The 20,608-nt window shown below is 73.7% G+C and carries 16 protein-coding genes; 8 read left to right on the top strand and 8 right to left on the bottom strand.

All coding sequences use genetic code 11. The features are described 5' to 3' along the window. Positions 1 to 60 precede the first annotated feature (60 nt). A complete protein-coding gene (locus ACLJWH_RS32395) occupies positions 61 to 435 on the bottom strand; it encodes an STAS domain-containing protein (protein WP_411145333.1) in 375 nt (124 codons plus the stop codon). A 460-nt stretch (positions 436 to 895) separates the two neighbouring features. On the opposite strand from ACLJWH_RS32395, the gene ACLJWH_RS32390 reads away from it, so the two are divergent. Together ACLJWH_RS32390 and ACLJWH_RS32385 are read left to right on the top strand one after the other, a co-directional pair. Next, a complete protein-coding gene (locus tag ACLJWH_RS32390) occupies positions 896 to 1,609 on the top strand; it encodes a sigma-70 family RNA polymerase sigma factor (RefSeq protein WP_411145332.1) in 714 nt (237 codons plus the stop codon). Further along, positions 1,606 to 3,084 (top strand): zf-HC2 domain-containing protein, encoded by a 1,479-nt coding sequence (locus tag ACLJWH_RS32385; protein ID WP_411145331.1) that lies wholly within the window; start codon positions 1,606 to 1,608, stop codon positions 3,082 to 3,084. The genes ACLJWH_RS32390 and ACLJWH_RS32385 overlap by 4 nt, the downstream gene beginning before the upstream one ends. A gap of 97 nt (positions 3,085 to 3,181) precedes the next feature. On the opposite strand, the gene purU is transcribed toward ACLJWH_RS32385, so the two are convergent. Further along, positions 3,182 to 4,063, bottom strand: coding sequence for a formyltetrahydrofolate deformylase (gene purU / locus ACLJWH_RS32380; RefSeq protein WP_411145330.1), 882 nt, complete (start codon positions 4,061 to 4,063; stop codon positions 3,182 to 3,184). A 32-nt stretch (positions 4,064 to 4,095) separates the two neighbouring features. Continuing rightward, positions 4,096 to 4,554 (bottom strand): SCO4402 family protein, encoded by a 459-nt coding sequence (locus ACLJWH_RS32375; RefSeq protein ID WP_411145453.1) that lies wholly within the window; start codon positions 4,552 to 4,554, stop codon positions 4,096 to 4,098. Positions 4,555 to 4,724: 170 nt separating this feature from the next. Between ACLJWH_RS32375 and ACLJWH_RS32370 the strand changes: the two genes are divergently transcribed. Next, entirely contained in the window at positions 4,725 to 6,077 is a 1,353-nt protein-coding gene (locus ACLJWH_RS32370; RefSeq protein WP_411145329.1) for an ABC transporter substrate-binding protein, read from the top strand. 118 nt (positions 6,078 to 6,195) lie between these two features. On the opposite strand, the gene ACLJWH_RS32365 is transcribed toward ACLJWH_RS32370, so the two are convergent. Together ACLJWH_RS32365 and ACLJWH_RS32360 are read right to left on the bottom strand one after the other, a co-directional pair. After that, positions 6,196 to 8,187, bottom strand: a complete 1,992-nt coding sequence (locus ACLJWH_RS32365) for a hypothetical protein (protein WP_411145328.1) — start codon at positions 8,185 to 8,187, stop codon at positions 6,196 to 6,198. Positions 8,188 to 8,512: 325 nt separating this feature from the next. Continuing rightward, positions 8,513 to 9,913, bottom strand: coding sequence for a transcriptional regulator (locus ACLJWH_RS32360; protein ID WP_411145327.1), 1,401 nt, complete (start codon positions 9,911 to 9,913; stop codon positions 8,513 to 8,515). 494 nt (positions 9,914 to 10,407) lie between these two features. Here ACLJWH_RS32360 and ACLJWH_RS32355 point away from each other — a divergent pair, with 494 nt between their 5' ends. The 4 genes from ACLJWH_RS32355 (at position 10,408) to ACLJWH_RS32340 (ending at position 14,925) form a co-directional block, all read left to right on the top strand. Next, entirely contained in the window at positions 10,408 to 11,079 is a 672-nt protein-coding gene (locus tag ACLJWH_RS32355; RefSeq protein WP_411145326.1) for a bifunctional DNA primase/polymerase, read from the top strand. A gap of 273 nt (positions 11,080 to 11,352) precedes the next feature. Continuing rightward, positions 11,353 to 12,186 (top strand): ABC transporter ATP-binding protein, encoded by an 834-nt coding sequence (locus ACLJWH_RS32350; protein ID WP_411145452.1) that lies wholly within the window; start codon positions 11,353 to 11,355, stop codon positions 12,184 to 12,186. Next, entirely contained in the window at positions 12,183 to 13,820 is a 1,638-nt protein-coding gene (locus tag ACLJWH_RS32345; protein WP_411145325.1) for a transporter, read from the top strand. The genes ACLJWH_RS32350 and ACLJWH_RS32345 overlap by 4 nt, the downstream gene beginning before the upstream one ends. A 421-nt stretch (positions 13,821 to 14,241) precedes the next feature. Then, positions 14,242 to 14,925, top strand: a complete 684-nt coding sequence (locus tag ACLJWH_RS32340; RefSeq protein WP_411145324.1) for a hypothetical protein — start codon at positions 14,242 to 14,244, stop codon at positions 14,923 to 14,925. A 360-nt stretch (positions 14,926 to 15,285) separates the two neighbouring features. Here ACLJWH_RS32340 and ACLJWH_RS32335 read toward each other — a convergent pair whose 3' ends face one another. Continuing rightward, positions 15,286 to 16,185 (bottom strand): alpha/beta fold hydrolase, encoded by a 900-nt coding sequence (locus ACLJWH_RS32335; protein WP_411145323.1) that lies wholly within the window; start codon positions 16,183 to 16,185, stop codon positions 15,286 to 15,288. A gap of 877 nt (positions 16,186 to 17,062) precedes the next feature. Continuing rightward, a complete protein-coding gene (locus ACLJWH_RS32330) occupies positions 17,063 to 17,755 on the bottom strand; it encodes a metal-dependent transcriptional regulator (RefSeq protein ID WP_411145322.1) in 693 nt (230 codons plus the stop codon). 270 nt (positions 17,756 to 18,025) lie between these two features. On the opposite strand from ACLJWH_RS32330, the gene ACLJWH_RS32325 reads away from it, so the two are divergent. Further along, positions 18,026 to 18,784 (top strand): SIS domain-containing protein, encoded by a 759-nt coding sequence (locus ACLJWH_RS32325; protein ID WP_411145321.1) that lies wholly within the window; start codon positions 18,026 to 18,028, stop codon positions 18,782 to 18,784. 141 nt (positions 18,785 to 18,925) lie between these two features. Here the strand turns inward: ACLJWH_RS32325 and ACLJWH_RS32320 are convergent, their stop codons facing one another. Then, positions 18,926 to 20,380, bottom strand: a complete 1,455-nt coding sequence (locus tag ACLJWH_RS32320; RefSeq protein WP_411145451.1) for a PAS domain-containing protein — start codon at positions 20,378 to 20,380, stop codon at positions 18,926 to 18,928. Between the last annotated feature and the right edge of the window lie 228 nt (positions 20,381 to 20,608).

The raw sequence follows: 20,608 nt of genomic DNA, 5'->3' as shown, positions 1-20,608 counted from the left end.
CCGGAGAACGAGTCGGACCGACAACGCGCCGGGCGGTGAACGGGTCGGGCCACGACCGCGTCAGGCCGTCAGCGGTGCGGCCTTCTCGTCGACGGCCGTGTGCAGGTCGGGGTAGACCTCGAAGAGCCGGCGGACGCCGAGCGCCGCCAGCACACGGTTGACGTGCGAACCGTCGACGGCCCCCTGCGCGGGGAGGATCAGCCGCAGCCGCCCCTGGCAGGAGCGCATCAACCGGCGCGCGGCGATCAGCACTCCGACGCCGCTGGAATCGCAGAACAGCACCTCGGAGAGATCGAGCACGATGCTGCGCCGGCCGTCCGCCACCGCGTCGTGCACATGCTGGCGCACCGCGGGCGAGGTGACCAGGTCCATTTCACCGGAAACCTGGAATACGGCCCATGCGCCCTGTGCGTCCTCCGCCACCTTCAATGACACGCGCTCGAAGCCTTTCGCTCGCTTTCGTGCTGGATGCTCCCCAGATGTACCGGGAAGCCACCCTTCCCCGGCACGAGTGCCCGGCCTCGCCCCCCTGAAACTCTTTCGAATCCTTAGCGCAAGAGGCCGTTCCCACCCAACTATGCCCATGAAGAGGCCCCCATTCCCACGGATCCGGTCACACACGGATAACACATCGCCCGATACGGGCACGAACGATCCACTTCGATGCGCTTCGATCCGCCCCAATCGGGCATTACCACCACGAAGTGCCGCACCTCCGCCGCCTCGTCACCGCCCGCGTTCTCCCGCGGGCACCGTTTGCGCGAAGGGGCATGCGTTGTCGGACCCGCGCACTACATTCGATGACACGGCGGACCGTGTGATCGTGAGCACAGATCCGGGCACGGGTACCGGCAGATGTGTGAGCACGGCGGCGACGGGCATGGATGGGGGTCCAATGGGAAACGACGCACCACCCCGCTGGGACAGGCGGATGCAGCAGCGGCTGGCCCGTGGCGAGGCGGCCGCGCTCGGCGAGCTCTACGACCGCTTCGCCTCGCTCGTGCACAGCCTCGCGCACCGCGTCCTGGACGACGAGGACGCCGCCGACCGCATCACCCGCGAGGTGTTCGGCTACATCTGGGAGCACCCGGACTCCTACGACCCCAAGCAGGGCTCGCTGCGCTCCTGGGTCGCCGCGCTCACCCGCCACCAGGCCGTCCAGCGGCTGCGGCAGACCGAGGCCGACTCGGCGCGCGACAGCGGTCCCGATGCCCCGGCGCCCGCCGAGATAGAGCAGAAGATCCGCGAGGCGTCCACCGCCGCCCGCGCCGACTACATCGTCACGTCCATGCCCGCACCGCTGCGCGCCGCGCTGGAACTCGCGTATTTCCAGCGGCGGGACTACCGCCAGACCGCCGCCGACCTCGGCGTCACGGAGGACGAGGCGCGCCGCCGGCTCCGCCTGGGCCTGCAACTCCTGTCCACCGCCCACAACCACCAGTCCCCGCCGTCGGTCGCGTCCCGCTCCGCCCGTCCCCCGCACTCCTCGTCCGCGCCGTCCCCCGTGTCCCAGCCGCCGCACACTCCTCGCGGCGCCCAGTCCCAGACCCCGCACGCGGGCCCGGGGATGACCCCGCCGCCCGGCACGGACCACGGACGGCCGTGGTGAACGGCCCGGACGAGTACGGCGGTTACGACGGCCCCGAGGAACCGCACGATCCGGAGGACCACGGGGACCGGCCCGGTCCGCAGCCCGGCCGGCACGGCCCGCGGGGACCACAGAACCCGCAAGGACCGCAGGGACCTCAGAGCGACGGTGTGCCCGGTGTGCCCCTCGGTCTGCCGCGGATACCGGCACCGCGTTCCGCCGCCGAGGACCACGGCCCGCTGCCCGACATCACGCCCGCCCCCGGCCCGGTGAGCGGCCCCACGCAGACCGGCTTCGGGCGCGCGCCCGCGCTGCCGTCCGGGTCCCCGCCCGAGCCCGTCCCGGCGCCCCTCCCGTTCCCGGTCCCGGGAACGCCCGCCGGGTCCGCCGCGCCGCCGCACCGGGTCCTCAAGTCGCTGCTCGGCGCCTGGGCGCTGGCCGCCTGTTCCGCCGAGGAGACGGCCCTCGTCGAGGCGCATCTCACCGACTGCGCCTCCTGCGCGGACGAGGCGCTGCGGCTGCGCGACGCCGTCGGCCTGCTGCACCCCGCCGACAGCCTGGACCTCGATCCGCTGCTGCGCTCCCGCGTCCTGGCGGGCTGCCTCGGCCGCCGCCCGGCCCGTATCCCCGTGCCCGAGTGGGCGACTCCGTACGACGCCGAGACCGCCAAACTCGACGCGCTGCTCCGCGACATGGGCAAGGCCGAGTGGCGCGCCCCGGTGCGGCTGCGCTGGTTCGAGGGCGACCGGCCGGTCGAGCGCGAGACGACCGTGGCCGGTGTCATCGGGCATCTGACGGCGGTGGACGGCATGGTCGCGGCCTCGCTCGGGCTGGCCGACCCGCTCGGCGCCGTCCCGCCGGACACCCGGGGGCCGACCGTCCGCACCGAGGCGTTCTGGCGGACGGCGCACGGAGAGCACCGCCCGTCGGCCGCCCACGGCCCGTGGCGCGAGCAGAGTCACACGCTGATAAGGACGGCGTCGTTCGGCGGCGCCCAGGTGGCCGAAACCGCCGTACCGTACGGCCATTTCGGCCTTCCCCTGCGCGACGCGTTCCTGGACCGCGCCTTCGAGTGCTGGGTACACGCCGGAGACATCGCGGACGCGGTGGACTATCCGTACGAACCCCCGGCCGCCGGGCATCTGCACCGGCTGGTCGATCTCGCCGCCCGGCTGCTGCCCCGTGCGTTGGCCCACCGGCGCCGGGCCGGGCTGGCCTCGCCGCCACGGCGGCTGGTCGAGGCGGGCACCCCGGGCCGTACGCTCCATCTGGAGGTCGAGGGCAACGGCGGCGGTGACTGGTACATAGCCCTGGACTCCCCGGCCGCCGTCGGCACGCGGGAGCTCACCGTCGCGCATATCGCGCTGGACAGCGCCGAGTTCTGCCAGCTGGCCGCCGGTCATGTCTCGCCGGACGAGGCCGCCGCGGGCCAGCACGGTGAACGCGAGGCGATCCGCGAGGTCCTCTTCGCGGCCGCCTCCCTGTCCCGCCTCTGACCACCACCCGGCGGGCCGGGCGGCCGGGCCGGTCGGACGACGGGCCGGGCCGGCCCGCGCGAAGCCGGACGGGCTACGGGCGGCTACCGGCTACCGGCTACGCGAAGACGACCGTCCGGCTGCCGTTCAGCAGCACCCGGCGCTCGCTGTGCCACTTCACGGCCCGCGCCAGCGCCTGGCACTCCACATCGCGGCCGATCGCCACGAGCTGGTCCGGCGTGACCCCGTGGCCGACCCGCTCGACCTCCTGCTCGATGATCGGGCCCTCGTCGAGATCGGCCGTCACATAGTGGGCGGTGGCCCCGATGAGCTTCACACCACGGGCGTGCGCCTGGTGGTACGGCTTGGCGCCCTTGAAGCTCGGGAGGAAGGAGTGGTGGATGTTGATGATCCGGCCGGAGAGCGCCTTGCAGAGATCGTCGGACAGCACCTGCATATAGCGGGCGAGCACCACCAGCTCGACGTTCTCCTTGCGGACCAGTTCCAGCAGCTCCGCCTCGGCCGCGGCCTTGGTGTCGCGGCGCACCGGTACATGGTGGAACGGGATGCCGTACGAGCCGACGAGCTCGGCGAAGTCCGTGTGGTTGGAGACCACGGCCGCGATCTCGACCGGCAGCGCGCCGATCCGGGAGCGGAAGAGCAGATCGTTGAGGCAGTGCCCGAACTTGGACACCATCAGGATGACGCGCATCTTCTCGTCGGCCCGGTGGATCTGCCAGTCCATGTGGAAGGAGTCGCCCACCGCGGCGAAGCCGGCCCGCAGGTTCTCGACGCTCGCCGAGGCGTCCGCGCTGAAGTGGACCCGCATGAAGAACAGGCCGGTGTCGTGATCGCCGAACTGCTGGCTGTCCTCGATGTTGCAGCCGGTGATGAAGAGGTAGCTGGACACCGCATGCACGATCCCCTGCTTGTCCGGGCAGGACAGCGTCAGGACGTACTGGTCGGGCCGACCGGGCTGGGGGGACTGCGACTCGCTCATGACCTCATAGGGTCGCACACCTGTGGGACCGGTCAGGCCGGGGCGTCCGCCCTGCGCGTCATGATGGCCAGGACCTCCAGCGAATGCGGCGGCACGTCCGGGTCCTCACCGTCCGCCACCGCCAGCCGCACATGCGCCTCCCGGGCCGCCCGTACGGCCTCCGGCCAGGCGTGGTGCCCGACATAGGCGGCGACCGGGGCGTCCGCGCCCACCTGGTGCATGATGCGCAGCACCCGCAGCACGGCGAGGTCGACCAGGGCCGCTTCCTGGGTGTCCCGGAAGACCGTGCCGATGTATTTGTCGGCGGACCAGTTGTCCAGCCAGGTGTCCTCGACGAGGCGGTAGACCGCGTCGGTCACGTCTCCGTACCCGGGGAGACCGGCCAGCCAGGCTTCCTGCTGGAAGGCGGGGTCGGAGAGCATGTGCAGCGCGGAGCGCACATTGCTGCGCCAGCGCCACCACGGCATGTCTTTGAGTGGCATACCGCCCATGGTGGTCGAGCGGCGCCCGCGACGGGAAGACTTCTCCGAACCTTGCACAGTGTTCGATCGTACGTTCCCCGCTGATCGGCCGCGGCGGGCCCCCGGAGTTCACCACCGCGTCACCCTCCGTTGACCCGCCTTCACTCATCCGTTTCGAGCGGCGCGGAATCTTCCTGAGCATGACCGGACGGCGCCGCCCCTTCCCCCGCCCCTTCCCGCCCGCGACCGCTTCGGCGGTGGCGTGTACGGCGGCCGTCGCGTCGCTGGTGACGGGCTGCGGCTCCCTCCCCTGGGCCTCGGGGGACTCCGGGGACAAGTCACCGGTCACGGTGATGACCTGGGCGCCGGAGGGCACCAAGGCGACCAATATGCCGGGAATGCCCGCCATGGCGCAGGCGTACGCCCGGTGGGTCAACTCCCAGGGCGGCCTCGCCGGGCACCCGCTGAAGATCCTGACCTGCAACGAGCGCAACGACTCGGTGGCCGCCGCCCGGTGCGCGCAGCGCGCGGTGGACGAAGGGGCCGTCGCCGTCGTCGGGTCGTACAGCCAGTTCGGCCGCTCGTTCATCTCACCGCTCGAAGCCAAGGGCATCCCCTTCATCGGCGGCTACGGCGCCTCCGACGAGGAGTTCACCAGCCCGCTCTCCTACCCGGTCAACGGCGGTCAGGCGTCGCTGCTCGCCGGGAACGGACGGCAGCTGGCGGCCGCCTGCAAGCGCGTCGCGCTGGTACGGCCGGACACCCTCCAGGGCGACCGGATGCCCGAGCTGCTCAACTCCGGTCTGGAGAGCGGCGGCCGGGACCCGGTGAAGGACATCCGGGCGCCCGAGGACAGCAGCGACTACACGGACGCGGTGACGCGCGCGCTGGACGGCGTACGCGCGGAGCCGGCCGGCCGCTCCACGGCGACGGCGGGCGGGACGACGGGCGGGACGGCGGCGGGCGGGTGTGTGACCGCCTCGCTCGGCGATCACACGGACACCTTCTTCGACTCCTTCCGGCGGCTCCGGGACGACCGCGCCAAGGTGCGGATCTCCTCCGTCCAGGGCAGCGTGGACCAGTCGCTGGTGAACCGCACGGGCGGCCGGTCGGGGCCGCTGGAGGGCGCCTACCTCACCGGCTGGTACCCGGTCGCGAGCGACGCCCGCTGGAAGCCGATGCGCAAGGTCGTCACCGACTTCGCGTTCGGCGACAACCGCATCGACCCGGCCGACCAGGGCGTCCAGACGACCTGGATCGCCTACACCGCGCTGCACGCCCTCGTCCGGCAGCTCGACGACGAGGGCGTCGAGGACATCACCTCGCACGCCCTCCAGACCGCGCTGGACCGCGGCAGCCGGGCCATCGACACGGGTGGCCTGACCCCGGAGCTGCGCTGGCGCGCCGCCGACATGCTGGCGGTACGGGACTTCCCGCGCATCGTCAACGCGATGGTGACCTACCAGACCGTCCGGGACGGCCAGGTGGTCGCCGCCCAGGACGGCTTCGTGAACGTCACGACGACGCTGGAGCGACGCCGTACGGGTGGCTGAGGAGGTACGGACCGGGTCAGGGGGCCGGCCCCCTGCGGGTGGCCGGAGCGGCCGGGGCCGCGGGCCGGGGAGCCGCCCGCCGCCCGCCGCCCGCCGCCCGGCCCCGCCCGGCCGCCGCTCAGAGCTGCTCGGGGCGGCGCTCCGTCAGGCCGTACTTCTGGGCGATCGGGTTCCAGATCTTCGCCGCCGCCTGCTTGGCCTTGGTCGCCTCGCCGCTGGCGGTGTTGCCCTGGGCAGCCTGCTCGGTACCGCGGGCCTTGCCCTTGTGACAGCCCTTGTCGCCGCCGACCTGGTCGGCCCAGGCCGCGTAGTGGTCGTCCGCCGCCGCGGACGACTGCCAGGCCGTGGTCAGCGCCGCGGTCAGCTGGTCGTTGCCAGGGATCTTGTCGACGGGCAGCTGCTTCAGCCGGTTCACCAGATCGTTGCGCTGCCCGGCCGCGGAGCGCAGGTCCTTGGCCGCGCCGTCGAGGTTGTCGCAGGTCTTGATGCTCTTGACGGCGTTGACCACGGCCGAGCGGCTGCTGTTGCTGTCGCCGAGCAGCGCCTCCAGGCCCTTGGCCTGCGCCTCGGCCGGATCGGCGGCAGGCTGCGCCGGCGGCTTGTCCTTCGCCTTCTGCGCCGGCTTCTCCTCGCCGGCACCGGTGTCCGGCTTCTTCGCGGTGTCGTCGCCGCTGCCGCCGCTCAGCGCCCAGCCGACGCCGAGCCCCACCCCGGCCAGGGCGACGACGACGATGCCGATGACCAGGGCGGGCGCCGGCTTGCGGCGCCGCCCGTCGTGGCCGTCGTCGTAGGACACCTGCGGCTCGTGGCCACCGCTCTGCGGCGGGACCGGCTGCTGCCCGTGGCCCGGCCGGCCGAACGGCGGCCGGCCCGGCTCCTCGAAACGCGGCAGCTGCGCGGTGGAATCCGGTGTCGCGGCCGGTCCCGGCGTGCCCGGCCCGCTGCGGAACAGCCCGTCGAACTCGGCGGGCGTCGGCCGCTCCTCGGGCGCGCCGGGACGGCTCCCGAACGGTGCGCCGGGCGGCGGGGTCGGGCCCCCGGCCGACGGGGGCGGCGTACCCGCGCCGATCGGGGGGATCAGCTGAGTGGGCGCCGAACCGTCCACACCGGCCGCGGCGAGCGGCTGGGACTGCCCCGGGGGCGGGCCCTGTTGCGGCTTGACGCGGCGCAGCATCGTGGTGGACTCACCGGGCGTCTCGGGCCGCGTGTTCGCCCCGGGCAGCGGCGCGGCGCCGGCGCCCGGTCCGCCCGGCTGCGCGCCGAAGGGCGGTATCAGCGCGGTCTCCTCCGCGTCGCTCACCGCGGGCGGCAGCGGCGCACCGGGCTGCGGAGTCGCCGGTACGAGCTGCCCGGAGGCGGCCTGCGGCGGCTGCTGCCCGTACGCCTGGGGCTGGTGCTGGGTCTGGTACTGCTGACCGTACGGCTGCTGCCCGTGTTGCTGGGCGAAGTTCTGCTGCTGCCCGTAGCTCTGCTGCGGGGCGAAGTTCTGCTGCCCGCCGTACGACTGGCCCTCGGGCGGCAGCGCGCCGGGGGCACCGGGGCCGTCCTGCGCGGCGATGGGGGGCAGGAGGGCCGTCGCCTCGGCGTCGGCGACGGGCGGGGGCGCCTGCTGCGTCATCGACGGCGGCATGGGCGGCACCGGCGGCTGCCCCTGGGCCGGCGGGAACGCCGCGCCCTGCGCCGGGAACGGCTGGTGCGGCGGGAGCGGCTGCGGGGAGAAGGACTGCTGCGGCGGGAGCGGCTGGTGCGGCATCGGGGCCTGGCCGTAGGGCTGTCCTTGCCCCTGTCCCTGTCCCGGTCCCTGGTGGGAATGCTGTCCCTGAGGGGAAAACTGCTCCTGGTGGGAATGCTGCCCCTGGTGCGGCGGCTGCCCCTGGGCCGGAGCCTGGCCGTACGGCTGACCGCCGGGCTGCTGACCGCCGGGCTGCTGAGCGGCCTGGCCGCCGGAGTGCTGACCGGGCCCCCAGGGCTGGCCCCACGGCTGGCCGGGTGGTGGAGCGGCCTGGTGGTCGGGCGCCCACGACTCGCCATTGGCGGGCAGCACACGGCCCTCTCGTGCGGGGCCGGCCGCAGAATTCTGCGGGTCCTGGCCCTGTCCGCTCTGCCTCACCGGGACTCCTACCATCGCGCAGACCTACGGAATCGTCGGCTCACGCTACCGGTTCGCAGCGGCGTTCGACCATGTCGCCTGGTCACCACCCCCGCCCTCCCCAAGGGGCGGCGGGCGGACCCGGGCCTCCGGTCCGCCCGCCGCGGAGGGCCAACTCCCCACCAGCCCCGCCATCCCCCGATATCCCCGGCAGCACCGAATATCCCCGGCACGCCGTCCGGTCTCCGGCCGGCCCATGAGCTCCTTTTGGCCGCCCCCTCCGCCGCCGCCTCCCCTTCACCGGCTCCTGCGCCCGCGCTCCGCGCCAGGTATGACGGGACAGCCCTCAGGCCGCCGCGACGGCGGCCTTCAGCTCCATCCGGGCGCTGAATTCCCGTACCACCGGTTCATCCCGGTACGGCTCAAGTCGCTGCTGGAGGTCCTCCACATACTCCGCGCCGCGGTCCGAGCGCAGCCCGCTCAGCAGTTCCACCGCCTGGGTGCCCGTACAACAGGCTTGCTCGATCTCGCGCTGCTGCGCCTGGGCCCCGGCCAGCAGCACCAGATCGATGGCGCGGCGCCGCACCCGGCCCTCCGGATGGCCGTCGAGCGCCTCCTGCGCGCGCTGTCCGGCCGGACCCGGCTGCCCCAGGTCCCGGTGGCAGTGGGCGAGTTCATCGGCCAGATACGCGTGGTCGAAGTGGCTGATCCAGGCCGGGTCGTCGCCCGCTTCGGACGCCGCCTCGGCGCGCTCCAGCGCGGCGACGGCCCGGCCGGCCACCGTCTGGAAGGCGCGGTTGTCGCCCAGCAGCGCGTGACCGCGCGCCTCCGCCGCGAAGAACATCGCCTCCACCCGCGGGGTGACCTGGCCGCGGGCGCCCTCCTGTGCGGCGCGCGCGAGCTGGGCGATCTCCCGTGGATTGCCGAGCGAGGCGGCGAGATGGCTCATACTCGCGGCCAGTACGTAGCCGCCGTAGCCGCGGTCGCCGGCCGCCTGGGCCAGCCGCAGCGCCTGGATGTAGTAGCGCTGCGCGAGGCCGGGCTGACCGGTGTCGACGGCCATGTAGCCGCCCAGCTCCGTCAACCGTGCGACCGCCGCGAACAGTTCGCGGCCGACGGATTCGCGGTACGAGCCCGCGAGCAGCCCCGAGACGACGCTGTTGAGGTAGTGCACGACGACGGGCCGGACGTGGCCGGCGCCGAAGCGGTGGTCCAGCTCACCGAGCGCCGAGGTCATGGCGCGGACGGCCGCGACGTCCGAAAGGCCGACCCGGGCCCCCGCGTTCCGGGCGACCTGCGAATCGGCGCCGGTGATCAGCCAGTCGCGGCTCGGCTCCACCAGCGCCGAGGCCGCCACCGTCGAACCGCTCAGGAAATCGCGGCGCCCGACATCGCTGCGCCACAGCTCGCAGACCTGCTCGATCGCGCCGAGGACGGTCGGGGAGAACTGGAGCCCCACCCCGGACGCGAGGTTCTTGCCGTCGGCCATCCCGATCTCGTCGATGGTGACCGTGCGGCCCAGTTTCCGGCCCAATGCCTCCGCGATGACGGCCGGGGCGCGGCCGCGCGGCTGCTGTCCGCGCAGCCACCGGGCCACAGAGGTCTTGTCGTACCGCAGGTCCAGGCCGTGCTCCGCGCCGCACATGTTGACGCGGCGGGCGAGCCCGGCGTTGGAGCACGCGGCTTCCTGGATCAGCGCTTGCAGCCGCTCATTGGGCTGCCGCGCGACGAGTGGCCTGGCGGCCATGCTTGTACCCCCTGTTACTGCGGCGCGTTCACCGTCGAACGCCGTTCCCTGCGATCAATTCCCCGCAGATATCCCAGATACCCGAGACATCCGGGACATCCTGAATATGAGTGATACGAGCGATACGCACTATGCAAGGGATGCAAGGGATAGACGGAAAACGAGCGATTTGGGCGGTGTCCTTTGCATCCTCGTGCGGAGCTGACCCGTACCCGGACCCGCGTCCGGGTCCCAGGAGTTGACCTGCGAAATGAGAATGGCGCTCGGTGCCCACGTACAGATCGCGGCGCCGCCGTGCCCGGGATTGCCGGGTGCACCGCGGACGGCCGCCGGGCGGCCTCTCCGCCCGTCACGCAGGTGGCTACCCGCTCCCCGGACCACGTCCGCATACGCGCCCCCGCCGATGCACCCATGCGCCCTACGTGCGAGAACGATGCGCCGGGGCAGCTTCGGGCAGGCCGTAACCCTTGGTGACAGCCAAAGTTGACCCCTGCATGGAAGAGACCATCGGAGTCACAGCAGTCACACAGCTCCCACGGCAGCGGGACGAGCAACTGCTCGACGCTGCGGTGCGTTACGCGGAAGAGCGGCATTGGGAGGTATTCCCCGGCGCATGGCTGGAGCACGGCAGCGGGGCACCCCGCTGTTCGTGCGCCGACGCCGGCTGCGCCGCGCCCGGCGCACACCCCACCGCGCCCGGCTGGACGGGCCAGGCCACCGGCAGCGCCAGCGCCGTGCGCCGGATGTGGACCAAGCAGCCGGGCGCGTCGATCCTGCTGCCGACGGGCCGGACGTTCGAGGCGCTCGACGTACCGGAGACCGCGGGCTGCCTGGCCCTGGCCCGGATGGAGCGGCTGGGCCTGCCGCTCGGCCCCGTCACCCGCACCCCTGGCCGCCGGATGCTCTTTCTCGTGCTGCCCGGCGCGGCGGCCAAGGTACCGGACCGGCTGCGGGGTCTGGGCTGGTCGCCGGCCGGCCTCGACCTGGTGTGCCGCGGCGAGGGCGAGTACATCGCCGCGCCGCCGACCCGGGTGGGACCGTACGGCTCGGTGCAGTGGGCGCGCCGTCCGACCGCCACCAACCGCTGGCTGCCGGACGCGGACGATCTGATCAGCCCCCTCGCCTACGCCTGCGGGCGGGACGCGGCGGCGGCCCGCGGCGCCTGACCCGCCCAACGGCCGCCGTCCACCCGGCCCGAGAGGCCCGCCCGCACCCCGCCCCGCGGGATCCACCGAACCCCCGCACCCCCGCTGACCCCGCCGTCGCGGGCACCCGTCGCCCGGACCTTGTAAGGACATAGCACGTATTGTGGGCGCTTGACGGGGGCACGACCGCCCCTGCGGGGACGTCGAAGGGCAGGACCGGTGGCGTACGAGCCGGAGCAGATAGACCAGCGGAACGAGTCGGCACCGCTGGCGGACGAGGCGGCCGCTTCCCGGCTGGCGCCTCAGGGGGACGCCGCTCAAGGGGGCGCGACGGCGGCCGGCGGCGGGGCCGCGGCCGGTCCGCCCGCGGTGCGCATCCAGGGGCTGTGGAAGAAGTTCGGCGACCAGATCGCCGTCAACGGCATCGATCTGACGCTGCCCGCGGGCCGTTTCATCGGGCTGGTCGGCCCCAACGGCGCGGGCAAGACCACCACGCTGTCCATGGTGACGGGGCTGCTGCGGCCGGACGCCGGGGTGGTGGAGATCGGCGGGCACGACGTCTGGGGTGACCCGGTGGCCGTCAAGTCCAGGATCGGTGTACTGCCGGAGGGGCTGCGGCTCTTCGAGCGACTGTCGGGCCGCGAACTCCTGGGCTACATGGGGCGGTTGCGCGGTCTGCCCGGTGACGAGGTCGACAAGCGGGCCGGCCAGCTGCTGGACGTGCTGGACCTGGCCGGCTCCCAGAACAAGCTGGTCGTGGACTACTCCACCGGTATGCGCAAGAAGATCGGGCTGGCCGCCGCGCTGCTGCACAACCCCGAGATCCTCTTCCTCGACGAGCCCTTCGAGGGCGTCGACCCGGTGTCGGCGCAGACCATCCGCGGCGTCCTGGAGCGCTACACCGCCTCCGGCGCGACCGTGATCTTCTCCAGCCATGTGATGGAACTGGTCGAGTCGCTCTGTGACTGGGTCGCGGTGATGGCCGCCGGGCGAATCCGGGCCGACGGCCCGATCGCGCAGGTCCGCGGCGACGCGCCCTCGCTCCAGAACGCGTTCCTCGAACTCGTCGGCGCGCAGGGGCGCGGCGCCGGGCAGAACCTGGACTGGCTGGGCGGCGGCGCCCGATGAGTACCCGATCCGCCGCCCCGGCCGCTCCCCCGGCCGCCGCGCCGTCGCTGACCCCGGTCTTCGTACGGCTGAAACTGTCCCTGCTGCGCAACGGGCTACGCCAGTCGACGGGGCGCACCCTCGCGTACGTGGCGTCGGTCGTCGTCGGCCTGCTGTTCGCGGCCGGTGTCATGGCCGGGCTGATCGCGTTGCGCGGCAATGCGCACATCGGCTCGCTGGCCGTGCTGCTCACCGGGATCGTCACGCTCGGCTGGGCGGTGATGCCGCTGTTCTTCCCCACCGGCGACGAGACCCTCGACCCGACCCGGCTGGTCATGCTGCCACTGCGGCCGCGCTCGCTGATCGTCTCGCTGCTGACCGCGTCGCTCGTCGGCATCGGACCGGTCTTCACCCTGGCGCTGGTGATCGGCTCGGTGATCGCGGTCGCCGACGGTCCGGCCGCCGCGGTCGTCGGTGTACTCGCCGTCATCCTGGTGGTGCTGGTGTGTGTCTCGCTGGCGCGCGCCGTCGCCACCGCGTCGGTGCGGCTGCTGACCAGCCGCCGCGGCCGTGATCTCGCCGTGCTGAGCGGTCTGTTCATCGCGCTCGGCGCCCAGGGCGTCAACATCGCCGCGACGAAGCTGGGCCGCCCGGACGGCCTGTCCGCGCTGGAGCCGGTGGGCGAGGTGCTGCGCTGGGTGCCGCCGGCCTCCGCGATAAGCGCCGTACAGGACGCGGGCCAGGGTGCGTACGGGCGGGCCGCGGCCGGCCTCGCGCTGACCGTGCTGGCGCTGGCGCTGCTGCTGTGGTGGTGGCAGCGGACGCTGACGACCGTGATGACCTCGCCCGACTCCTCCACCCTCCAGGCGGCGGGGAAGGACAGCGCGCGCAGCTCCCGGCCGGGCGGGCGCGGGCCGGCGCGGCTGCTGCCCGGCGGGCGGACCGGCCCGGTCATGCTGCGCATGATGCGTTACGCCTGGCGCGACCCGAAGTCGAAGATGTCGTGGGCGATGGCGATCGGCGTCGGCCTGATGGTGCCGATCGTCTCGTCCCTCCAGGGCAACGGCAGCATCTACACGTCGTTCTCGGCGTCCGCGCTGCTCGGCATGCAGATGTACAACCAGTTCGGGCAGGACACCTCGGCGTTCTGGATGGTCGCCTCGACGATCTCCACACCCCGGGACGCCTATCTGGAGCTGCGGGCCCGCGCGTTCACGCTGGCACTGGTGGCGGTCCCGTTCGTCACGGTAGTCGTGGCCGGTACGGCGGCCTTCATCGGCCCCTGGTCCGACTTCCTGGAGGTGTACGGGCTCTCGCTGGCCCTGCTGGGCGCGCTGCTGGCCACCGGGGCGCTCGCCTCGGCGCTCTTCCCGTACTCGATCCCCTCGGAGGGCAACAAGAGCGTCGCGCCGGGGCAGGGCTCCATCGCCTGGTTCAGCCTCTTCGGCGGCATCGTGGTCGGCAGCCTGCTGAGCTCGCCGATGCTGGCGCTGACCCTCTGGCTGCATCTGGCGGACCTGCACGGCCTGTTGTGGATCCTGCTGCCGGTCGGCGCGGTCTACGGAGTGCTGATCGCCCAGCTGGGGCTGCGGGTGGCCGCGCCCCGGGTGGCGCGGCGGCTGCCGGAGATCCTGCTGGCGGTCAGCAAGGGCTGACGCAGCCGACGGAAGAGGGCGGGGCCGGGTCCGGGCGGATCCGGCCCCGCCTTTTCCACACCCTCCGCGCCGCCGGGGAGCCCGCCGTGACGCTGTCCACAGGCTCCGGCGGGCGGGCGCGGCGGCGGTAGCGTCATGGCGCGACACGGACAACGGGGGTGTGTGGTGAAGGCAGTGCTGCGCGCCGGAATGGTGCTGCTGGCGGGCCGGCTGACGGTGGTGCGCGCCGCGGGTACGGGACAGGCCGTGCCCGCGCCGCCGGACGACCGGACCCAGACCGCCTGTCTCGCCGACCGGCTGCGGGAGAATCCGGTCTGCATCAGCGATCGGTTCCCCCGCGAGGTCCCCCGCTCGACCGCACCCGAATTCGCCGAGGAGACCCGGCGGCTCGGCGGCTCGGCGGCTCGGCGTTCCGACGTATGTGCTCGTCCTGCCCGGCTCCTCCCTCTCCTCGGCCGTCGACCCCGGCCAGCGGCAGCAACTCGTCCACCGGATCCGGCACTCCGGCCTGCCGATCCGTGTCGCGCCGGTGCCCCTGGTCGAGGGCGACAGCTGGGGCGGCGACGCCCGGCAGCTCGCCGAGGTGATCCATGATCGGATGGGCGGCGGCCCGTCCATCGTCATCACCCTCGGGGCGTTCTCCCCGTCCATCGCCGCCCACGAATGGCCCGCCGATGCCCACCATGCACAGCGGGCCGCCGCCGCGGTCTTCCACCAGCACGACATGGCGGGCGCGGGGTTGCCCAAGCGGCTCACCCGCGCGATCGACATCATCGAGGCGGGCAACGGCGACAAGGTGTACGAGCAGGCCACGGCCGGGCTCCGCGCTCCGGCGCCCGAGGCCGGCTCGTCGTCCTCCCCGCTCGCCCGGCTCCTGACCCTCGCCATCGGCCCGATGCTGCTGCTCGCGACGGCCGGGCTGCTGCTGCGGCGCTCGCGACTGCGCGAGCTGTCCACACCGTTCGCGCTGCCACGCTCCGTCTTCGCCGCCGCGCCGGGCCGACGAGGCCCAACTCCGCGACCGCGCGGGGGAACAGGTCGTACGGCTCGGTACGGAGGCGCGCGCCGCGCAGGGCGATCCGGCATCCGTCGAGCGCGCCCCTGATCGCGCGGTTCCGTCCGCTCGGTCCGCGCCGCACGATCAGGGGCGCGCCCATGCCGACCGGTGGCACGCCGCCGGGAACGGCAGCACGCCGGCCAACCGCCCCCGGCCCGCGCAGGTTTACGCAAGGCTTCCCGACAGCCCCCACGGCGCGAAGACCGCCCGCCGCCAGAAGCTCACGGAACCCCGCCGCGCCTTCGCCGACAGGCAGGTACGGCACGCGATCCATGGCAGAGCGCCTTGCCGTACCGCAACGGTCGGCGTCCCTTCCCCCGGCTCACGGCCCCGGCTCCTGTCCCTCGTTCACGCCCCGCCTCATGCACCCGGCTCACGCCCGGCTCATGGCTCCGGCTCACGCCCCGGTCAGGGCCCCGGCCCGCCTCCGCCGCCGTGCAACGGGACGGCCGACCGCAGGAACGGTTCGATCACCCGGCGCCATTCACCGGGGTGTTCCCAGGGGAGCAGATGGCCGGCGTCGGGGAGTTCGGCGTAGGCGCCCTGGGGCAGCACGCGGACCATTTCCTGGGCTTCGGCGCGGCCCAGTTCGCCGTCGAGGCCGCGGACGACCAGGGCGGGGCAGCGGACCTGGGCGAGTTCTTCCCAGTGGGCGTCGTGGACCCAGGTCTCGCGGGCGGTGAGCATCTGGCGGCGGGAGAAGACGGGGCGCCAGCCGTCGGCGCGCTCGGCCATCACCTCGGCGAAGTACTCGCCGCGGGCCGGTCTGGGCCGCTCCAGGACCGGGTCGTCCGCACCGAACCACTTACGGACGTCGGCGAGGGTGGCGAACGGGACCGGCCAGGTGCGGAACCACTCGGCCCATTCGCGCTGCGAGGCCGCGCCGAGCGCCACGGCCCGCATATCGCAGATGACCAGCGCGCTGACCAGGTCCGGGCGGCGGGCCGCCAACTGCCAGGCGGTCAGGGCGCCCATGGAGTGTCCGATGAGGGCGACCGGTGCCAGCCCGAGCTGCTCGATGGCGGCGATCGCGTCATCGACATACGCCCCGCGGTCGTACGGACCGTCGGCGGGCTTCTCGCTGCGGCCGTGGCCGCGCTGGTCCAGCCCGACCGGGCGGTGTCGCGCGCTCAGCCAGCGGGCGGTGTCCGCCCAGTGCGCCGCGCGGCCCATCAGGCCGTGGAGCAGCAGCACTCCCGGGCCGGGCGCGCCCTCCCCCGGACCGCCGCCGTCCTTGGGCGGGTCGGTGAATTCCCAGGCTGCGAGCCGGACACCACCGGCTCCTGTCACATCGATGCGCCGCGCCATCTGCCCTGGCACCCCCCATCATCCCGTGCACAGCCCCACACTATCGAACCTTTATTCGAACGCACTGTCCGCACACCCAACACCGCTCGTTCGAGTGACCTCGCTCAGGGATAGGCCGCACCCCCCGAGGGGAGACAGCTACCGGGAGGCGGGCCCTACCGGGAAGGGGGCCCGCAGGGGAAGACCCTGGGAGCTCGGGGCTCCGGGTCTCGACGGGGGGACAGGGGGAGGCGGGGCCCCGGCTGCTCGCAGCACCGGGGCCCCGATCGTCCACCACCAGGCGGCAGCCCGCACCACTCGGCGGCCCCTCCTCCCGGGGCCGCCCCCGTCGCGGGCCACCCAGCACTCCCGACAGCCCTGTCGGCTCCGGCGACTCCGGCAGCTCCGGCGGTCCCGCATCGCCTCGCACACCACCCCGCGACCCCAGCAGAACCGACGGACTCGGCCGAGCCGACCGGGCCGACCGGGCAGTCCGGTGCGGCGAAACCAACAAGCTCGGCCAAACCCACACACCCGGCGGACTCAGCGGATCCATCCGAGCTCCCTCCCCGATCCTCGGAGCCGATGGCGGGCGCCCCCGCCCCGTACCAGTTCAGCCGCCCGGACCCGGAATTCCGGCAGCACGCGGCCGCCGGCATGTCCTATCCGCGCCGGCGCCAGCCTGGCATGGCACCCGGCCGTACCGCACGGATTCGCACAAGTCCGTTCACCGGAACGGGAGTCGGCGCACCCGGCAGGCGGCATGGACGAGCCCGCCGAGCGGCGCGTCGGCGCAGTTCGGCGGGCTCGTGGGGAACGGTGGCGGAGAGGGCGGACGGGGAGGGTGCGGGAGCGGGAGATACGGAGCGCGTGCGGGGACGGGACGGACGCTACGGAGTCAGCGCTTGGCGACGAAGACGTGGGAGGCGATCTCGGCCTCCAGCTCCGCGGCCTCGCCGCTGCTGCCGACCAGCACCCCGGCCGGCGACTCCGTCACGCTCACCACCGCGCCCGGCTGCACACCGGCCCGCCGCAGCGTGTACATCAGCTGGGCGTCGGCCTGGATGGGCTCGCCGATCCGGCGCACCACGACCGTCTTGCCGTCGGTCCCGGCGTCCAGCTCCGTCAGGCTCACCATGCCGGAGTCCAGGAACGGGTCGGCCTCGGACTTCTCGCCCAGCTCCTCCAGCCCCGGGATCGGGTTGCCGTACGGGGACTCCGTCGGGTGCCGCAGCAGCTCCACGACGCGGCGCTCGACCGCCTCGCTCATCACATGCTCCCAGCGGCACGCCTCGGCGTGCACCTGCTCCCACTCCAGCCCGATGACGTCGACGAGCAGGCATTCGGCGAGGCGGTGCTTGCGCATCACCCGCGTCGCCAGCCGCCGGCCCTCTTCCGTCAGCTCCAGATGCCGGTCACCCGCGACCGTCAGCAGGCCGTCTCGCTCCATGCGCGCCACTGTCTGGCTGACCGTCGGACCGCTCTGTTCGAGCCGCTCCGCGATCCGGGCGCGCATGGGGACCACACCTTCCTCTTCGAGTTCGAGGATGGTGCGGAGATACATCTCCGTGGTGTCGATCAGTCCGGACATGCGTGCCCCTCGATATGTCGTGCGGTGGCCCTGAACTCAATTCTGACGCATCCCACTGACAACGGGGCCTCCTTCCCCGTGCGCCGGACCCTGCACTCGTATTGACAGGGCACTGGTCCAGACCGCAACGTGATCCGCGCCACGACTGCCCGGCCGCCGGAATCTGGCGCTACCGCGGGGGCCGTGACACGGGTGGCCTGACGGTACGGCGTACGACATCCGATGAGATCCGACGAGATTCGACCAGTTTCGACGAGAGGGGCCGCGGCAATGGCTGAGAGTGACCGGTTGGCCGGGCAGTACTTCGACGCCGCGATCGACCTGCTGCGGCAGGTCCGCGACGGAGAGGGCGACCGGATCACCGCGGCCGGGCAGCTGATCGCCGACACCTTCGAGGCGGGCGGCCGGGTCTTCGCCTTCGGCGCCGGGCACTCCTCGCTGCCCGCCCAGGACACGGTCTACCGCGCGGGCGGCCTCGCGATCATGAACCTGCTCTCCGTCCCCGGCGTGGTCGGCGTGGACGTCCGGCCCGCGACGCTCGGCAGCGCGCTGGAGCGGGTGGACGGGCTGGCCGGGGCCGTCCTGGACACCAGCCCGCTGGAGCCGGGCGATGTGCTGGTGATCATCTCGCTCTCCGGGCGCAACTCGCTCCCCGTCGAGATGGCGATGAACGCGCGGGCGCTCGGCCTGAGGGTCATCGGTGTCACGTCGGTGGCGTACGCGGACGCGACCAAGTCCCGGCACACCTCCGGGACGTTCCTCAAGGACCACTGCGACATCGTCCTGGACAGCCGGATCCCGGTCGGCGACGCGGAGTTGACGATGCCCGGCATCGAGGCGCCCTTCGCCCCCGCCTCGACGGTCGTCACCAGCGCGATCATGCAGGCCGTGGTGGCGACGGCGGCGGGCGCGCTGGCCGAGCGGGGCATCGTCCCGCCGCTGCTGCGCTCCGGGAACGTGGACGGCGGGCACGACTGGAACGGCCGGGTGATGACCGAGTACGCGGACCGGATCTACTACCGGCAGTAGGGCGGAGGGCCGGACCGGCTACGGCGGAGGGCCGGACCGGCTACCGGCAGCAGACGGATCCGCTACCGGCAGCAGGCGCCCGGCGGCCCGCCGCGGACATCGCCGCTCCGCCCCCGCCCGGCGCTCGGTCCGGCCACGTCCTCAGCCCGTCCACGTCCGCGTCCAGGTCTCCGTCCCCGCCCCGGCCAGGTCGAGCGCCGCCGCGATACGGGCCGCGACGTCCTCGGCGTAGGCGGCGTCCGCGCGGTCGAAGGGGCGGCGCGAGGGCACCCGCAGGAACGTCGCGACGCCGAGCGTGCGGCCACGGCTGCGCAGTGCGACGCACAGGCCGTGCACCGTACCGTCCGGCCATTTGCGGGCGGCCGCCCAGCCCTCGGTCGCGGCGCCGCCCGCGCTGGTGCGCACCGATCCGCGGCGCTCGTACGCCTGGGCCGCCGGATGGCCCGGTCCGTACGCCACCGGGATGCCGGTGGCCGGGAGCGCCTCGGTGGGGCCGGGCGAACCGGCCGGGGAGGCCAGCGCCCGCACCAGCCGCGGCGAGCCGCCCCGCCACGCACCACCACCTCCGCCGGGCCCGGCCGCCCCGTCATCACGACGGCCCGGCCCGGCCTCGGGGCCCGCGCCCCCGCCCGTAGCCGTCTCCGTATACGTATCCGTCTCCGCATCGGCATCGGCGTCCGGATCGGCGTCCACCGCCCCGTACGCCGCCGGCGGCGGTGCCGTCGCGAGGTCGATCAGGCCGTGGTCGGCGAAGCCCGCCAGGGCGAAGTCGAGGTGCAGTGCGGCGGCCTCGGCCGGGTCGGGGCACTCGGCGGCGGCGCGGCCCGCGCGGTGCAGCTGATGGAAGCGGAAGCGCAGCAGGGAGCTCTCCCGTTCGGCCCGCTTGGCGTCCGTCACGTCCTGGAAGAGCCAGGCGACGCCCAGCGGGACCGGTTCCTCGGCCAGCGGGGAGGCCAGCCGGACGAAGCCGCTGCGCCAGCACCGGCGCGGCTGCTCGGCCTCCTCGGAGCGCAGCGTCACCCACAGGTCGGCGGCGGCCGGCGGCGCGCCCTCGGCCAGGACGTGCTGGAGCGCGCTCTCCAGTTCCTCCACGCCCTGCGCCAGGAGGCCGGCCAGCGGGCGGCCCAGCAGGGTCGTCCGCCCCACGCCCAGGGTGCGGGCGGCGTGGGCGTTGACGGCGGCGGGGCGCAGATCGGCGTCGACCAGGATGACGCCCCACGAGGCATCGTCGAAGAGCGCCTCGCTCAGCGCGATGGACCGCTCCAGGTCGATCTGGGCGTGCGCCTCGCTGAAGGCGCAGTACACACCGGCGGGCCGGCCGTCGGGGCCGCGGACCGCGGAGGACTGGGTACGGACCAGGACGCGGTGGCCGTCCTTGGTCAGCAGGGCGAACTCATGGACCTGGCGGCCCGGGGCGCGCATCGCGGCCCGCAGCGTCGCCTCGATCTCGTCGGCGTCCTCCTTGCGGACCGCCCAGCCGGCCAGGCCCGTACGGCCGACCGCCTCCGCGGCGGTCCAGCCCAGGATCCGTTCGGCCTCGTGGTTCCAGTGGGTGACCGCGCCGTCCGCCCCGAGGGCGAGCAGGGCGGCGTCCATACCGTCCAGGAGGGCGGCGAGCAGACCGGAGTCGTCGTTGTCCGGTGGCCGGTCGTGGTCCGCCGCCGGGTCGGACGCCGGACCCGGGGATCCCTGGGCCGGTGACCGGTCCGCCGCACCGGGCGGCGCCGCGGAGCGGGCGGCCGAGGACGACGGCGGGTGGGACGGAGAGGAGGGAGACGACGCTGACGAGCCAGATGAAGCAGTCACTGGCACCCCTTACGAACG

This window comes from Streptomyces sp. x-80, assembly GCF_046549095.1.
Taxonomy (GTDB): Bacteria; Actinomycetota; Actinomycetes; order Streptomycetales; family Streptomycetaceae; genus Streptomyces; species Streptomyces celluloflavus.
The sequence above is the reverse complement of the archived record's forward strand: the minus strand, read 5'-3'. Positions and strand labels throughout refer to the sequence as shown.

Bases quoted from the DNA above. Each gene is read 5' to 3' on its own strand.
- ACLJWH_RS32390 (WP_411145332.1), top strand. From the start codon at position 896: ATGGGAAACGACGCACCACCCCGCTGGGACAGGCGGATGCAGCAGCGG.
- purU (WP_411145330.1), bottom strand. From the start codon at position 4,063: ATGAGCGAGTCGCAGTCCCCCCAGCCCGGTCGGCCCGACCAGTACGTC.
- ACLJWH_RS32375 (WP_411145453.1), bottom strand. From the start codon at position 4,554: ATGGGCGGTATGCCACTCAAAGACATGCCGTGGTGGCGCTGGCGCAGC.
- ACLJWH_RS32370 (WP_411145329.1), top strand. From the start codon at position 4,725: ATGACCGGACGGCGCCGCCCCTTCCCCCGCCCCTTCCCGCCCGCGACC.
- ACLJWH_RS32360 (WP_411145327.1), bottom strand. From the start codon at position 9,913: ATGGCCGCCAGGCCACTCGTCGCGCGGCAGCCCAATGAGCGGCTGCAA.
- ACLJWH_RS32355 (WP_411145326.1), top strand. From the start codon at position 10,408: ATGGAAGAGACCATCGGAGTCACAGCAGTCACACAGCTCCCACGGCAG.
- ACLJWH_RS32345 (WP_411145325.1), top strand. From the start codon at position 12,183: ATGAGTACCCGATCCGCCGCCCCGGCCGCTCCCCCGGCCGCCGCGCCG.
- ACLJWH_RS32335 (WP_411145323.1), bottom strand. From the start codon at position 16,185: ATGGCGCGGCGCATCGATGTGACAGGAGCCGGTGGTGTCCGGCTCGCA.
- ACLJWH_RS32330 (WP_411145322.1), bottom strand. From the start codon at position 17,755: ATGTCCGGACTGATCGACACCACGGAGATGTATCTCCGCACCATCCTC.
- ACLJWH_RS32325 (WP_411145321.1), top strand. From the start codon at position 18,026: ATGGCTGAGAGTGACCGGTTGGCCGGGCAGTACTTCGACGCCGCGATC.
- ACLJWH_RS32320 (WP_411145451.1), bottom strand. From the start codon at position 20,380: ATGGACGCCGCCCTGCTCGCCCTCGGGGCGGACGGCGCGGTCACCCAC.